This window comes from Picosynechococcus sp. PCC 73109 (assembly GCF_001521855.1).
Taxonomy (GTDB): domain Bacteria; phylum Cyanobacteriota; class Cyanobacteriia; order Cyanobacteriales; family MRBY01; genus MRBY01.
Genome location: NZ_CP013998.1, coordinates 1,510,746 through 1,526,525 on the forward strand (window position 1 = coordinate 1,510,746; position 15,780 = coordinate 1,526,525).

Consider the following 15,780-nt stretch of genomic DNA (forward strand, 5'->3'; position numbering starts at 1 on the left):
GGCTAGAGGTGAAGTTTCATCGGGCATCGACACGGATTGGGACGAACAACCCACCAGAGGCAAGGCACTCCACCATAGGGCCGTCAGTAGCAGCTTAAGTCGAGTGTTCATGGGGAATAGATACTCCGCGAGAAATATCCCTAGGGTAGATCATCACTCTGATTTTTGGCTGGCGGCCTCTTCCTTCCAACGCTTGAGGGGAACACAGTCAATCTCAAACTGATCCAAGGCCCTAGCGACGACAAAATCTACCAGATCATGAATCGTTTGTGGTTGGTGATACCAAGCCGGAATCGCTGGGACAATTTTTACGCCCACCTCAGCCAGTTGGGTCAAATTCCGCAAGTGAATCAAACTAAAAGGTGTTTCCCTGGGGACAATGACCACTTTACGACCTTCTTTAATAGAGACATCTGCCGCCCGTTCAAGGAGATCAGAACTGAGGCCATTGGCAATTTTTGCAACTGTGCTCATACTGCAGGGAATCACTAGCATTCCTTTGGTGCGGTAGGAACCACTGGCAATGCCTGCTCCTACATCACCCCAACGATGACAACGCAAAATGCCTTTTTCTGGAACCCCTGCCTGGTCACGCCAAAACTTAGCTTGGTGATCGGGATCAGCGGGCATAGTAATGCCATTTTCGGCTTGCCACACCATAAAGGATGCTTTTGAGGCGACGACATCCACTGTCAAGTTGGCTTCAAGTAAATATTTGAGCGTCCGCACCGCATAGATAAGCCCCGATGCACCACTGATACCTACCGTGAGGGGTCGATCCATAGAAAATTTTGACTGTAAGGTTTGTAAAGTTTTTTTAAATCAAACCTTCAAATTCTAACGCTTCGATCATTTGCAGGCCATTGGGATCACCAATACGCAGCAGGGCGGCCCGGGCATCTTCTTTCACGCCGACATCTTCATCTTCAACGAGAGCTTCAATGAGGGCATCAACGGCGGTGGCATAGATCACATTGGAGGGCATTTCGCGACAGAGTTGCCCTAATGACCAAGCGCAGTTACTGCGGACGGCGGCCATTTTATCGCGGCGCAACCCCCGGATCAGGGGCGGAATTGCCCGGGAAATGTCTTCATACTGGAGTTTAGCTACCTGGGCGAGGCTGCTGGCAGCCCATAAACGGACAGCCGAAATATCATTTTGGAGGGCATGGACTAATGGATCAACGGAGCGGCGATCGCCACAGTTTCCCAAGGCCCAAACAACCCCTTTGCGTACATAGCCATTCCAGTCTTGTGCAAGCACATTGATGAGAGCCGGTACCGCTGTTTCTGAGGCGTTACGACCAAGGGCATAGGCAGCACTGACACGAGTGAGGGGACAAACATCTCCCTGGAGCAGTTCAATGAGGGGATTTACCGCTCGCGCATCCCGGTGATCACAAAAATAGCGGGCGGCGATCATGCGTTGGTTTTTATCGGCAGCAGTAAGCATCTGGAGCATCGATTCTGCCGCCATTGCTCCGTCTGGGGTGCCTTCCTGAAGCGGCTGTTCACCCAAGGTTTCGTCAATTAGGTTAAGGTCGTTTGGACTTGGCATAATTAATTACCCTACTACCGTTGTTGTTCTAGGGGCAACTGTTGGGTGGGTAGCGGATCTCTCCGAGATCGCCAACATTATCGCCTCAAAGTCTACTGGAGAGCATTTTCTTTGCAAAGGAATAAAACGGAAACTTTATAATAGAAGGCGATCCCTTCGTTCACCAAAAAAATTATGGCATTAGCACTCACGACCGAAAACGTCGAAGCAACCCTTGATGAATTGCGTCCTTACCTCAAAGCCGACGGCGGCAACGTTGAGTTGGTAGAGATTGATGGCCCCGTGGTTAAACTGCGTCTCCAGGGCGCTTGTGGGTCTTGCCCCAGTTCAACCATGACCCTACGGATGGGCATCGAACGGCGTTTACGGGAAAATATTCCGGAAATTGCAGAAGTAGAACAGGTTTTCTAAATCGCTTTTCACTTTCTCTAAAGCTGAAGGGGTTTACCACAGTAAACCCCTTTTTGGTACCTGACGGATCTGTTTGAGATTAACCAGTATTGCGCATGCCGGCAGCGATGCCATTGATAGTTAAAAGGGCGCCCCGCAGGAGTTCTTCTTTGCTGTAGCGGAAGTGGACGATGCTGGCCTGGGTTTCTCTGGTGTATTGACGTAGCCGTTTGAGGAGCGAGACTTGCAGGAAACCGAGGGGGACAATGGTGCCATTTCTCAATTGGACAGAACGCTGGAGGGGGCGATCGCCATCGAGGAGGGCTTCATTTTCGGTAATTTCGAGGATTAGCCGCTTCGTGAGGTTGTATTCCTGGGAAATCTGCTCTAGAAGCTTTTCAAACCGGGGAATATCTTCTTTTTCTGCCAGTTCGTGGACATAGTGGCTCGCCATTTGTAAGTCCACCTTAGAAAGGGTCATCTCTACCTTTGAGATCACCATCCGGAAAAAGGGCCATTTACTGTAGAAATAGCGCATTAACTTCAGGTTCTCGACAGGGTCCTCTTCAAAAAAGCCCTGGAGCGCCGTGCCCACACCATACCAAGCTGGCACGAGGAAACGGCTTTGGGTCCAGCTAAAGACCCAGGGAATCGCCCGGAGACTGCTCAAATCTTTATTGCCCTTTTTGCGACGGGCCGGACGGGAACTGATTTGCAGTTGACTAATTTCCGGAATCGGCGTCACAGACATGAAAAAGTCTAGGAAGTCTGGTTCTTCATAAATTAACGCCCGGTAAGCGGCCCGCGATCGCTGGGAGAGGTCTTCCATAATCCGGTTCCAGGGCTGAATATCATCAAAGCCACTGGCTAACAAACTCGATTGAATCACCGCCGTAGAGACGCTTTCGAGGTGGTATAGCGCCAAGTCTGGGAGGGAATATTTAGACGCCAGCACTTCCCCCTGTTCGGTGATTTTAATCCGGCCATTAATGGTGTTCGGCGGTTGGGCCAAAATAGCGGCGTAGGCAGGGCCGCCACCCCGACCAACGGAACCACCGCGACCATGGAAAATGCGGAGGTCAATGCCGTAGGGATCGGCCACTTGTTGGAGATTTTTCTGGGCTTTGTGGATTTCCCAATTACTACTCAGGAAGCCGGAATCTTTGTTGCTGTCGGAATAGCCGAGCATAATTTCCTGGAGATTCGGCACCAGGCGATCGCCAAAGGTTTCATCACAGCGGCCATCGGCAGGGGGTTCATAGCCACCAGCTAAACAAGCGCGATAGAGGGGAATTTCAAATAACGCCTGCATGATTTCCGGGGCGTTGCGCAGGTCGTCCACCGTCTCAAAGAGGGGGGCAATGCGGATAGTGGTCATCCCTGTGAGGGGGTCATACAAACCCGCTTCCTGGGCCAAGAGCAGCACCTCTAAGACATCACTGACTTCGTTGGTCATACTGATGATGTAGGTCTGGCAAATGCCGATGCCAAATTCCTGCTGGAGACGGCGCAGCACCTGGAGCGTTTGGATCGTCTCGACGGTTCTTTCCGAAAAGTGCATTTCCTTCGGAATCAAGGGACGGCGGGTTTTAAGTTCCTGCACTAGCCAAGCGGTTTTCTCTGCGTCGCTGAGATCGTTGTAGGATTTGGGCAATACTCCCAGGTAGTCAACAATTTCGGCGATCGCATCGGAGTGGCGCGTTGATTCTTGGCGAAAATCGAGGCGCGTTAAAACAAAGCTAAAAATTTCGACTTGGCAAATGAGTTTATCCAGGGCCGCACAGTTGATTTCCGTCTGTACAAGGCTTTCGCGAATCAGTTTTAGGTCAGCGAGAAACTCCTGGCCACAAATATAAACCTTGTCATCGGCCGCTTCTACTTTATTTTCCCAGGCGGGCATATTCGCTAGACGGCGGTTGCGTTCCAGGGTATTTTCCAAGCGCCGCTTGATGTAGGCCAACTTGAGGCGGTAGGGTTCTTGGCGGTAACGAATAGCTAGGGTTTCGTAGATGTCGGGGAAAATATTTTGATCCTGCTCCAACGAATCCAGCAGATCCGGCAGCACATTACTCCAGTGCAGCGATAAGCTCAACACATCCGAGAGGGATTCCACCGAGGCGATGTAACGTTCCAGCACCAAACCCCGTTGATAGCAGGCTGTCTTCCAGGTGACGTCAGGGGTAACAGAAGGGTTGCCATCGCGATCGCCCCCGACCCAAGAGCCAAAATTACAAAAATTGGTGGTCGGTACTTTGAGTGTTGGGAAAGACGCTTTTAGGGCCTGTTGGAGCCGTACCGATAATTCGGGCAGGGTATCAAATAGAACTTCCTCAAAATAATGCAACGCATAGTCCACCTCGTCCAACACCTGGGGTTTAAATTGGTGCAGCTCATCGGTGCGCCACCAGAGCCGAATTTCTTCGGTAAGTTGCTGCTGAATATTTTCAATTTCCCAAGAATCGCTTGTCCCCAAGCTTTTCAGCCCTTCTTCGGTTTGATCCAATTGCCGTAGGATCCCCGCAATCCGCCGCTGCTTATTGCGAATCGTGTGGCGGACAATCTCCGTGGGGTGGGCCGTAAATACCAGTCGAATATCCAACTGATTGAGAAGACGCTGGATCGTCTGGGGCGGCATATTTTGGTGCTTGAGGTGGGGAAACAGCCAATCAAAGGTGCCGGCTTGGGTGGGGGCAATTTCTGTGTGGACGCTGTTACCGTTGGCTTCGTTGGCATTGGCAGAAGCTAGATTGCGCCGAAATTGTTGTTGTTCGCGCTGTTCGTAATGTTGCTCGACGCTATTGATCAGCTGGAAATAGAGAGCAAATGCCCGTGCTGCCCGGATCGCATCTTCTAGATCTAGGGTTTCGATCAGCTCCGAAATACTACTGGGGGAAAAATTGAGGCTTTGGCCATCGGCGGTTCGGGTTGCCCGGAGATGATTGAGCCGTTCGACGAGTTTTTGACCACATTCTTTCTGCAACACCGCCTGCCAAATGTCTTCAACCAGCGTGAGGCGTTGCCGGAGGAGAGATTGGGAAGTGGACAAAAGTTCAGCTTCGGCACTGGGGGGATGCATGACTTGGTTCATGGTACTTAGACGTTTGGGGCTAGGGAAATGGGCTGTCTGCTGTGAAAGAAGATCTTGATGATTGTAAGGGTTAAGGTTCGATCGGGGTAGTGCAGTGGAACACGGAACGGGCGATCGCCTTTGGGGGGTGGCGGTGGCGGTGCAGGCTAATCGGACGTCTCAACATCGGGAAAGGGTAAAGATGGTAGGCGATCGCCCCGGAAAATTTCTTCACTCCAAACCCCTGCCTGCGTTAGAGTCTGGGCGAGATCTTCACCCCAACGGTGGGTCAATAAATAGGCTGGGGCTAATAACCCAACCAGGAGATTAGAGGGCACAGGTAACTGAACTTTCATCGGGCTACAGACACGACAGGGCATCCTTATCCTACTAGTCTATTTATGGGAGAACAATTCTGGGGACTTTCGTTTATCTTAGGGGTGAATTGTCCCCACCCGGCCACCCTAAAAACGCTCCATTGTTACTGTGACAACTGCAACCTCCACGGATCTTCACTTTCATTTAGCGCCCTGGCTCCAGGATGCCATTCGTCTGGCAGTGCCCCTGGGAGGGTATCTGCGGTTGCGGGTGCGACTGCGGGGGAATACGCTCCACATCCTCTGTGAAACCAGTTGTCCCACGGAAAAAGAAGAGATTACCCAAGCCATTTTACGGAGAATGCGCCGTCAACCGCCCCCTGTGCAACTCCTAGCGCCGACCCCTGGGATCACAATTCACCGTCTCATTGTCTATGGTCGCCTCCGCCAAGAGAAAAAAAGCCTCTGGTTAAGCCTAATTCCCCTGGGCCAGTCGTCCCCATCGTCGAACCCGGAGACGTTCCAGCTCAATCGAAAAAATCAGGCCCGCCTCGGTTATCCCCAGGCGATCGCCCAATATTTAAGTCAAAATCTCAGTCAGTTGGGCATTAGTATTCGGGTTGAAACCCAGACCCTAGCGAATACAGCCCCCCACCAAGGGCAACAGCGTCTCTGGATTACCTGTGAATGTGACTACAGCCCGGACTATGGCTTGCTGACAGAATCTCTGGTGCAGCGACTCCGGGAACTGGAAATCAAAGGTTTTCGCGATGGGGCAATCCGCTGTCAAATTCGTGGGGAAGAAAAGCCCGAATGGTTGCTATGGGTTGATCTGACGCCCCCCGATGTCATGTTGCGGCAGTGGGGCCAATGGGGAGATCCTGAGGCGATCGCCCAGATTTTGACCCAGGCATTCCAAGCTCACCCCCTCACCATTCGGGCGGCTGTAACCGATGCTGTGTTGTCCCTGGAGTGCATCCTGGCCCCCAATATTTCCCTAGCCCAGGCCCACATTCTCAAGACCATCCAAGATATTCTCGACGTCCTCGCGCCCCAGGGGTTACAGCGCGCGCTAATCCGGGCGAAATCAGCTCCCCACAATGAAGAACTCTGGCACAGTGAATGGCCGTTGCCGGGGGATCAGCCAGGGGTACACCATGATTCTCCCGGACAGTTGGCCCAACAGGGGGATTTGGAGGCGTGGCGGTTTTTGCTCCAACGTTGCCTGAATCCTGATTTGACGAGACGTTTGGCCACTGGCGGCATCCACATTACCCTCCGCCAAAAGGATGACACCCTCTACATCATGACGGAGGCGATCGCCTGTCCACCCCAAATGGCAACGCTCAAGGCGATCGCCACTCTTTTTCGGCATTTAGAACCTCACCCCTTTAGTCGTCTAAAGGTCTATGGCCGCCGTTCGGGCCAAAGCAAAGCCCTCTGGCAACAATCATTAAAATTCAACACCATTACCCCAGCCAGGACATCACCACAGACGCCAACGGAAACCGCCCTTTCCCCCGTCGAAACTGACCCCAGTCTTTCTCCCCTAGAATGCTTCAACCAAGGTGCCCGTAATCTCCTCCAGCGTAGTCGCCTCTGGCAGCCAATACCGGATAATTGTGGTCTGGTTTTACACCAGGGTGAATCCGAGCGAAACGTCTTTTCCCCGCAGCGGCGGTGGCGAGTGGCTTGCCTGTGGCTGCTGGGCGGCATTTTAGTCACGGCCCAAACCGATTGGTTGGCGGGCCAATGGCTCCGGCGGGATCTGGCTCAACCTCAATCTGTGTCCATGTCCCAAACCGATCCGGCAACCCGCTCAGAAGTCTTAGATGCCCAGCTTCCAGTCACCAATTGGCCAACCACGGCCCCAAAGGCGATCGCCCATCCCCTAACTAGCCCCTATCCTTCCTTCGATAATCCGCTCCTAGACGAAAAACTCGCCCTCTACCAAGAGCGCATCGCCAAAAATGGTGTACCTGACGTTCTTATTATTGGTAGTTCCCGTGCCCTGCGTGGCCTCGATCCCCTGGCCCTGCAAATGGCCCTCACCGAGAAAGGCTATCCGCCCCTTGATATTTTCAATTTCGGGATTAATGGTGCCACTGTCCAGATCTTTGATCTACTGCTGCGGCAAATTCTCCCTCCGGAGCAACTGCCTCAGTTAATTATCCTTGCCGACGGAGCCCGTGCTTTTAATAGCGGTCGGCAGGATTTGACCTACGAACTGATGACCCGTTCTCCAGGTTTCCAAGCCCTTGAAGCAGGTACATTTTCCCAACTGTTGTCTCAAGATATCCCCAAACATCAGGCAATAACTTCTGTTGTTCCTGATCTAGAACAAATCACCACCCAATGGCTGGGAAAAATCTCCCAGGTCTATGATCAGCGACAATTTTTCAAAGAACGCTTTTTTGACGAAACCCTAGCGCCATTCCACACCTGGGTGTCTACAGCAGAGGCAGCATCCCCGATGATTTCTACTGAGTCAGGGCAGCAGTTTAATTTAGATGGTTTTTTGCCCCTCGACCGTCGCTTCATTCCAGAAACTTACTACCAAAATCACACCCAAGTCACGGGAAATTATGACGGGGATTATGCGGCGTTTAATCTCCGGGGAACGCAACACGAAACCTTCTTAGAGCTTTTAGATCATTTCGAGTCTCACCAAATTCACTTGGTCTTCTTGAATCAGCCCCTGACGGATTACTACCTCGATCCGGTACGTCTGGATTATGAACGGCAGTTTCGCCAGTATTTTCGTCAATTGGCTAATCGAGACAAGCTTGATTTCGTTGATTTTGTCCACCAACAAGCCTGGCAAGGCCGTTATGAATGGTTTTCGGATCCGAGCCATCTCAATCAGTTTGGTGCGGCGCAAGTGGCCCAAGAACTAGCTAAAGTTTCGACGATTCCCTGGCCACAACGTACTTCAGACTAATTTTCTTCTGATTTTTTTCAGGACAAGGCTTCGGTCTCTGTTAATGCTCGACGATGGCGCTCAACGACCTGTTTCACCTGGGAAGCTAGCCATCCATCATAGGCCGGATAAACGGCGAGCCGGGGTTGTAATTGCCAGCCTTGATCAGCGAGGAGGAGTTGCAATTGATCGAGGTGGAGATGGGAATAGTCGGGGTTGACTTCATCCTTGGGGACAATACCGCCGAGATCCCTCGCCCCAGCCTGGAGACAACCTAAAAGCCATTGGGGATCGGCCACAAGATTAGGGGGAATTTGGATCGTGATCTCCGGTGGCAAAATGTCACGGGCCAATTGAATAACCGCTGGGAGTTGCTCAGGCAAAAAGGCTTCACCTAAATAGTCCTGGGTTTGCCCAGGACGGTGGGGCTGCAAAATCACCTCTTGGATGTGACCATACTGATGCTGAATTTTGGCGATCGCCTCTAATGTATCCCGCCAATCCTGGGGCGTTTCACCGATGCCCAACAGCAGCCCTGTTGTAAATGGGATTTTCAATTCTCCGGCTAGAGTCAATTGTTGTAATCGCACCTGGGGATCTTTACTGGGGGCGTGACGATGGACGGGGAGATCCGGACGCATTTGTTCTAACATCAGCCCCATGGAACCATTTACATCCCTTAACAATTCCATTTCAGTACGACTCAGGGGGCCAGCATTGGTGTGGGGAATAAAACCGTAATCTAAGGCCAACTGACACAAATCATAGATGAGCTGGATCAAAGGCGATCGCCGCCCTGAAGCCGGATGCACCTCTCCACTCAAAATCAAAATTTCTCGGATGCCTTGCCCCCGGAGATTTTCTAGACGAGCTTGGGCCGCCACTAGGGTCAACCAACGATCCTGACCTGGATCAACGCGAAAATTGCAATATGAACAGCGATTGAAACATTCGTAAGTTGGCACCAAGGTGAAAGCTGGACTGTAGGTCACAACAGCGTTTGCCTGGTTACTGCCGCCGCCTACCGGGCGATCAACCCTTGACAGATCCAGCATGGCCCCTCCGCAAATCAAAACATTTCCTTAAAACACTTTACAAAAAGCAATAGTTTCATTAATATAGCTACTAAGGTTAAGCACCTTGATAATTTCATAGCAATCATAACGATATGACTACTACACTACAACAGCGCGGAAGCGCTTCCTTGTGGGAGAAGTTCTGTCAGTGGATCACCAGCACCGAGAACCGCATCTATGTCGGTTGGTTCGGCGTCCTGATGATTCCTACCCTTCTCACTGCTACTACCTGCTTCATCATTGCGTTCATCGCAGCTCCCCCCGTTGACATCGACGGTATCCGTGAGCCCGTCGCAGGTTCTCTTCTTTACGGTAACAACATCGTCTCTGGCGCAGTTGTACCTTCTTCTAACGCAATTGGTCTCCACTTCTACCCCATCTGGGAAGCTGCTTCCTTAGATGAGTGGTTGTACAACGGTGGCCCTTACCAGTTGGTAATTTTCCACTTCCTCATTGGTGTTTTCTGCTACATGGGTCGTGAGTGGGAACTTTCTTACCGCCTTGGTATGCGTCCCTGGATCTGTGTTGCGTTCTCTGCTCCCGTAGCAGCAGCAACTGCAGTATTCCTCATCTACCCTATCGGTCAAGGTTCCTTCTCTGATGGTATGCCTTTGGGTATCTCTGGTACGTTCAACTTCATGATCGTATTCCAGGCAGAGCACAACATCCTGATGCACCCCTTCCACATGCTTGGTGTGGCTGGTGTATTCGGTGGTTCTTTGTTCTCCGCAATGCACGGTTCTCTCGTAACCTCTTCTTTGGTACGTGAGACCACTGAAACCGAATCTCAGAACTACGGTTACAAGTTCGGTCAAGAGGAAGAAACTTACAACATCGTTGCAGCCCACGGCTACTTCGGTCGTTTGATCTTCCAATATGCATCTTTCAACAACAGCCGTTCCTTGCACTTCTTCTTGGGTGCATGGCCTGTAGTCGGTATCTGGTTCACTGCTCTTGGCGTATCTACCATGGCATTCAACCTGAACGGTTTCAACTTCAACCAGTCCATCCTTGACTCTCAAGGTCGTGTGATCAACACCTGGGCGGACATTCTGAACCGTGCGAACCTCGGTTTTGAAGTAATGCACGAGCGTAACGCTCACAACTTCCCCTTAGACTTAGCAGCTGGCGAGCAAGCACCTGTGGCTCTGCAAGCACCTGCAATCAACGGTTAATACCGGATTGAGTCATAGGGCTTAGTTGAGAAAAGATGATTGCTTTGACAGTAAAACTGAATAAGTAATGATTGGCGAAGGCCCCTACCAAAGATGGTGGGGGTTTTTGCTTGCTTTTTTTTGGGAAATTACTTTGCTGTCGATATCTTCAGCTAAGGAAAATTGGGATTTTGGCTAGATGTTGCTGAGCAAATATTCTCATCATTCACGTTTGTAATGGCTGAGGCGTCAAACTCGCCACCACTGAATTCTCCTTCTAGCGTTAGCTCGTCGCCGACTGAGATGTTCTGTCTGGTGTTGTCGCCACATACGCCCCAAGAATCGACTCGGATGCTGCGATCGCCTGTGTTGATACTAAACCCATCTTCCCAGACCCGTTCCACAGTTCCTGTTAGAACACCATTGTCCATCTGAGTAGCGCCCGTACAAGCAACCAAGCCCATTAAAACCAAGGGAGTCTTAACCGATAGTTTCATGAAAATTCTTCCACTCGGTAATATAAATGCTTCTATTTTAGGTTTTATAAAATCGAAATTTCGCTATAACTATGGGGGTATGCATGAAAAAATCTAATAATAATGAGCAATATTTATGATCTTTCAGTTTTTTTAGAACCCCAAGAAAAAATTCTCTGGCAAGGCATGCCCCAGGCGGCCGGGTCATCGCCCTGGAGTCTGAAAATTATTCAAGCGTTTGGCTATTTTGGTTTATTTACGTTTGGCTTCTTTTTATTAATTGGGCTGGCAAATTGGGATGAACTAGGGGAAGCACTCGGCATTTGGCTTACTTTTTTGGGATTAAGCTTGGCGATCGCCTTTGCTTTTCTCATTGTCATGCCGAAGGTTGTTCGTTCTTCCCTCAAGGCGACGAATTACATCGTGACCCCAACCCACGCCGTCATTGTGCAGCATCTATGGCAAACCCAAATTAGTCGGATTCCGGTACCAGAAAACGAAGAAATCGTGATTTATCGCGACCAAAATTTCCATACGGTGCGGTTTTATCATTACGATAATCGAGCTGCAAATCCGGAGAATCGCGTCTACCGTGTTTATCAATTTGAGCGACTCACCCCGACCGATGCTGCCACTGCCGCAAAGGTACTAGAAACAATTCGCGGTCAAGCGGGGCCTGATGCGCAACCCGTATTTTCGAGCCGTCCCAAGTCCACCTAAAAACTGCCAGAATAAACTTGTTTTGTTGAGTTAAAAACCAACTAAGATTGTTCGATTTAGGCGATCGCCCAGATATTTTCTGGGTAAGTTACACCGATTTTCACGAAAGAAAATACAATACAACTCAACATGGGTTCAGCCTTTGCCAGTAAATTTTCTCTGTCTATCGAAAGGAGTATGGCAAAATGAACAGGTTAAAAACATTGTGAACGGAACGGGTATCGGTTAATGGCTAAATTTATCTTTGTCACCGGTGGTGTGGTCTCCAGCATCGGGAAAGGCATTGTGGCAGCAAGTTTGGGGCGTTTACTCAAGTCCCGTGACTATTCGGTGTCGATCCTGAAGCTCGATCCCTACATTAACGTCGATCCTGGCACCATGAGCCCGTTCCAACATGGGGAAGTTTTTGTCACCGAGGATGGTGCAGAAACAGACCTCGACCTCGGCCACTACGAACGATTTACCGATACCTCCATGTCTCGCCTTAATAGTGTGACCACCGGTTCCATTTATCAAGCGGTGATTAATAAGGAGCGACGGGGCGATTATCAAGGGGGGACGGTTCAAGTCATTCCCCACATTACCAACGAGATTAAAGAACGAATTTTTCGCGTGGCGGAGAATACGAATCCTGATTTTGTGATCACAGAAATTGGCGGTACCGTCGGCGATATTGAATCTTTACCGTTCCTAGAAGCGATTCGTCAGTTCCGCAAAGAGGCTGGCCGGGACAATGTTTTGTATATGCACGTAACCTTGATCCCCTGGATTTCGTCGGCGGGGGAAATGAAAACGAAGCCCACCCAACATTCTGTAAAAGAATTGCGCTCTATTGGGATTCAGCCGGATGTGCTGGTGTGTCGTTGCGATCGCCCTTTACCCCAGGGACAACGGGAAAAAATTTCGGAGTTTTGTAATGTTCCCGAAGAACAGGTGATCACCTCCCAGGATGCCAGCAGCATTTACGAAGTGCCCCTGATGTTGGAACGGGAAGGCTTGGCAGAACAAACCCTAAAACTGCTACGGATGGAACCCAGGCAACCGAATTTGGCGCAGTGGCAAAACCTCATTGAACGGATGAAGCGCCCCAGCCGCCACATGGATATCGCCATTGTCGGTAAATATGTCCAACTCAATGATGCTTATTTATCCGTGGTAGAATCCCTCGGCCATGCGGCGATCGCCAATGACATGGACATCAAACTCCATTGGGTCAACGCTGAGGATATCGAAAAACACGGCGCGTCCATGTATCTTGCGGATATGGCGGGGATCGTCGTTCCCGGAGGATTTGGTTTACGGGGCGTTGATGGAAAAGTAGCGGCCATTGAATATGCCCGGCTCAATCAAATCCCGTTCCTGGGCCTTTGTCTTGGGATGCAATCTTCAGTGATTGAATGGGCCCGTAACGTTGCCAAATTAGAGGATGCCCACAGCGCCGAATTCAACCCCGAAGCGAAAAACCCCGTGATTAATCTTTTGCCAGAACAGCGGGATGTGGTGGATCTTGGTGGCACCATGCGCCTGGGTTTATATCCCTGTCGGCTCACCCCTGACACCCTGACCTATCAACTCTATGGCCAAGAGGTGATCTACGAACGTCACCGTCACCGCTACGAATTTAACAATGCCTACCGGAGTTTGTTCTTAGAAACGGGCTATCAAGTGAGTGGAACTTCCCCCGATGGTCGCTTGGTAGAAATTATTGAATATGCTGACCATCCGTTCTTTATTGCGACCCAGTTCCACCCCGAATTTCAATCTCGTCCGAACCATCCCCACCCCCTCTTTTTCGGGTTTATTCAAGCGGCGGGAAACCACAAGTCCCAACCGATTTCTGATGAGCTAGATAACCAGAGTACGGAGATGTCTATTTCTCTGTCCTAGGGCGAAGAACCTGTAATGAATTAACTTGATCACAACGATAAAAACCATGGCAAATTCCGTACATCATATTGTTCTGTTTGAATTGGCAGCAGCAACTGGGACTGCTGAAACCCAAACGATTATTGAAGATGGCCTGACTCTCTTGGGGGCAATCCCTGGGGTTTTGAAAGTTGATCTGGGGTTAAAGGCCCGGTCAGATCGGGATGTCCACATTAAGGATTATCAATTGGCTTTGTATGTGCAGTTAGAAAGTAATGCAGCCCTTGATACCTATGGGCCTCACCCCAACCACCAAGAATTTCTCAAGCGACATAAGAGCAAATGGACGAAAGTTCAGGTGGTTGATTTCTTCGGACAGTAGATGGTTAACTTTGTTTATTTATCATGCGTTAGTGCGAGGGCAATTCCTTGAATTCCTACGAAAGTCGCGGCCATTTACTTACAGAACAGGTCAACCCCCAGAGTCAAAATTTAGATCAAATGTCGGCTTTGGAATTGGTCGATCTCTTTAACCAAGAGGATCAAAAAACCCTGGAGGCGATCGCCAATGCTCGCGAGGCCCTAGCCCAAGCCATCGAGATCACCAGCGATGCTCTGATGCGCGGTGGCCGATTATTTTATGTGGGGGCTGGCACCAGTGGCCGCCTCGGTGTTTTAGATGCTGCGGAATGTCCGCCCACCTTTTGTACACCCCCCGAACTCGTCCAAGGCATCATTGCCGGGGGAGCCGGTGCCCTCGTGCGCAGTTCAGAAGATCTCGAAGACCGGGCTGAAGATGGTAAAAAGGCGATCGCCCAACGACAGATCACCGAATTAGATGTCGTTGTCGGTATTACTGCGGGGGGAACCACTCCCTATGTCCAAGGGGCCCTGATTGCCGCCCAACAGCGCGGAGCGAAAACTATTTTCATCAGTTGTGTTCCGGCCGAGCAAGTGCCCTTTGCTGCCGCTGTTGATATTCGTCTACTGACTGGCCCCGAAATTCTGGCAGGCTCGACCCGTCTTAAGGCTGGAACTGTCACCAAAATGGCCTTAAATATTCTCTCGACTAGCGTCATGGTTAAGCTCGGTAAAGTTTACGGTAACCGCATGATTGATGTTGCCGTCACGAACCATAAACTCCATGACCGAGCGCTCCGCATCCTTCAAGACCTAACAGATTTAAGCCGTGAGGAAGCGGCTATCCTTTTAGAAAAATCCCAGCGTCGCGTCAAAATAGCATTATTAATGCATTGGAAAAATGTAGATGCCTCAGAAGCAGAGCATTTATTAAAAGTCCATCAAGGCAGTCTCCGAACAGCGTTAAAGTCATAAACTTATTTTATAAGCGCTTATCTAACATATCTGCCAGTAAAGAAAAAACCGCAAGTTGAGTTGCTGCAACAAAGAGAATCAAAGTAGATTCTGTCAAGTCTTTTCTAAGTATATCCTGAGCAAGGGAGATTAAAAAACCCAGAAAAAAAAGACTAGCAATCGGCACAAATATTCTAATTGGCGCAAAATAAATTCCTGTTCTTAGAATTAATTTAAAAAAACGCAGAGTGTCTTGAACGGGTTTTATTTTGCTTTTTCCAACTCGATGAAAGTAGTTTATTGGTTCATAGTGAACAATATAATTATTGGTCAGCATTGCTAATGTAATAGTTGTTGTAAAACTAAAAGTATCAGGTAAAATATGGATAAATTCTTGAGCAATTTCTTTACGAAAGACTCGCATGCCACTATTAAGATCTGGAATCTTTTGTTTGGCGATCCACTCAGCAAAACCAACTAAAAAGAATTTTGGAATCTTGCGGATGTTAGAGTAAGTAACATTTTTCCCTGTGCGAGAGCCAACCACCATATCAAACCTACCGCTCATTCCTAAACTGATCAGATCTAGCAATCGCTCATTCGGATAAGTCCCATCAGCATCAGTGATTGCAATCAAATCATATTGAGCATGGATAATGCCTGTTTTAAGGGCTGCACCATAACCTCGATTTGTCGGATGTTTTAAAAGACGAATTCCCGGTTGCTCTTCTAAAATTTTTGCAGTATTGTCAATGGAACCATCATCAACCACAATAATTTCGTAGACTTGTTCTACTTGGGAAAAAATTGTCTTTAATTGCCCCAATGTTTCGGCGATCGCCCCTTCTTCATTATAGACAGGGATAATAATCGAAACCCCTGGAGACGGAGATTGTGGCATGGGCTCAGATACTACTGCCAT

At 49.7% G+C, this 15,780-nt stretch carries 14 protein-coding genes; 7 read left to right on the forward strand and 7 right to left on the reverse strand.

What is annotated here, in order from left to right:
- Window positions 1–153 precede the first annotated feature (153 nt).
- Complete coding sequence (locus AWQ23_RS07235; RefSeq protein WP_062433893.1) at window positions 154–783, reverse strand: flavin prenyltransferase UbiX; 630 nt, start codon at window positions 781–783, stop codon at window positions 154–156.
- Window positions 784–817: 34 nt separating this feature from the next.
- Window positions 818–1,558 (reverse strand): HEAT repeat domain-containing protein, encoded by a 741-nt coding sequence (locus AWQ23_RS07240; RefSeq protein ID WP_062433896.1) that lies wholly within the window; start codon window positions 1,556–1,558, stop codon window positions 818–820.
- A gap of 174 nt (window positions 1,559–1,732) precedes the next feature.
- Here AWQ23_RS07240 and AWQ23_RS07245 point away from each other — a divergent pair, with 174 nt between their 5' ends.
- Window positions 1,733–1,969 carry a NifU family protein gene (locus AWQ23_RS07245; protein ID WP_012307027.1) on the forward strand — a complete coding sequence of 79 codons (237 nt, stop codon included), beginning with the start codon at window positions 1,733–1,735 and terminating at the stop codon, window positions 1,967–1,969.
- Between the two features lie 79 nt (window positions 1,970–2,048).
- On the opposite strand, the gene ppc is transcribed toward AWQ23_RS07245, so the two are convergent.
- Both ppc and AWQ23_RS07255 read right to left on the reverse strand, forming a co-directional pair.
- Window positions 2,049–5,036 (reverse strand): phosphoenolpyruvate carboxylase, encoded by a 2,988-nt coding sequence (gene ppc / locus AWQ23_RS07250; protein ID WP_062433898.1) that lies wholly within the window; start codon window positions 5,034–5,036, stop codon window positions 2,049–2,051.
- A 146-nt stretch (window positions 5,037–5,182) separates the two neighbouring features.
- Window positions 5,183–5,371 (reverse strand): hypothetical protein, encoded by a 189-nt coding sequence (locus tag AWQ23_RS07255; RefSeq protein ID WP_143589350.1) that lies wholly within the window; start codon window positions 5,369–5,371, stop codon window positions 5,183–5,185.
- A gap of 130 nt (window positions 5,372–5,501) precedes the next feature.
- Here AWQ23_RS07255 and AWQ23_RS07260 point away from each other — a divergent pair, with 130 nt between their 5' ends.
- Window positions 5,502–8,273, forward strand: coding sequence for an SGNH/GDSL hydrolase family protein (locus tag AWQ23_RS07260; RefSeq protein ID WP_062433901.1), 2,772 nt, complete (start codon window positions 5,502–5,504; stop codon window positions 8,271–8,273).
- A gap of 17 nt (window positions 8,274–8,290) precedes the next feature.
- On the opposite strand, the gene cofG is transcribed toward AWQ23_RS07260, so the two are convergent.
- On the reverse strand, window positions 8,291–9,307 hold the full coding sequence (cofG, locus tag AWQ23_RS07265) for a 7,8-didemethyl-8-hydroxy-5-deazariboflavin synthase subunit CofG (protein ID WP_062433904.1): 1,017 nt from the start codon (window positions 9,305–9,307) through the stop codon (window positions 8,291–8,293).
- A 113-nt stretch (window positions 9,308–9,420) separates the two neighbouring features.
- Here cofG and psbA point away from each other — a divergent pair, with 113 nt between their 5' ends.
- On the forward strand, window positions 9,421–10,503 hold the full coding sequence (gene psbA, locus AWQ23_RS07270) for a photosystem II q(b) protein (protein WP_012307032.1): 1,083 nt from the start codon (window positions 9,421–9,423) through the stop codon (window positions 10,501–10,503).
- 152 nt (window positions 10,504–10,655) lie between these two features.
- Here psbA and AWQ23_RS07275 read toward each other — a convergent pair whose 3' ends face one another.
- Window positions 10,656–10,979, reverse strand: a complete 324-nt coding sequence (locus AWQ23_RS07275) for a hypothetical protein (RefSeq protein WP_062433907.1) — start codon at window positions 10,977–10,979, stop codon at window positions 10,656–10,658.
- A gap of 102 nt (window positions 10,980–11,081) precedes the next feature.
- Here AWQ23_RS07275 and AWQ23_RS07280 point away from each other — a divergent pair, with 102 nt between their 5' ends.
- The 4 genes from AWQ23_RS07280 to murQ all read left to right on the forward strand — a co-directional run bounded on the left by AWQ23_RS07280 (window position 11,082) and on the right by murQ (window position 14,879).
- Window positions 11,082–11,678, forward strand: a complete 597-nt coding sequence (locus AWQ23_RS07280) for a hypothetical protein (RefSeq protein ID WP_062433910.1) — start codon at window positions 11,082–11,084, stop codon at window positions 11,676–11,678.
- A gap of 228 nt (window positions 11,679–11,906) precedes the next feature.
- Complete coding sequence (locus tag AWQ23_RS07285) at window positions 11,907–13,565, forward strand: CTP synthase (protein ID WP_062433913.1); 1,659 nt, start codon at window positions 11,907–11,909, stop codon at window positions 13,563–13,565.
- A 46-nt stretch (window positions 13,566–13,611) separates the two neighbouring features.
- Window positions 13,612–13,926, forward strand: coding sequence for a Dabb family protein (locus AWQ23_RS07290; RefSeq protein ID WP_012307035.1), 315 nt, complete (start codon window positions 13,612–13,614; stop codon window positions 13,924–13,926).
- A gap of 47 nt (window positions 13,927–13,973) precedes the next feature.
- Complete coding sequence (murQ, locus tag AWQ23_RS07295) at window positions 13,974–14,879, forward strand: N-acetylmuramic acid 6-phosphate etherase (RefSeq protein ID WP_062433915.1); 906 nt, start codon at window positions 13,974–13,976, stop codon at window positions 14,877–14,879.
- A gap of 7 nt (window positions 14,880–14,886) precedes the next feature.
- Here murQ and AWQ23_RS07300 read toward each other — a convergent pair whose 3' ends face one another.
- Complete coding sequence (locus tag AWQ23_RS07300) at window positions 14,887–15,780, reverse strand: glycosyltransferase family 2 protein (protein WP_062433919.1); 894 nt, start codon at window positions 15,778–15,780, stop codon at window positions 14,887–14,889.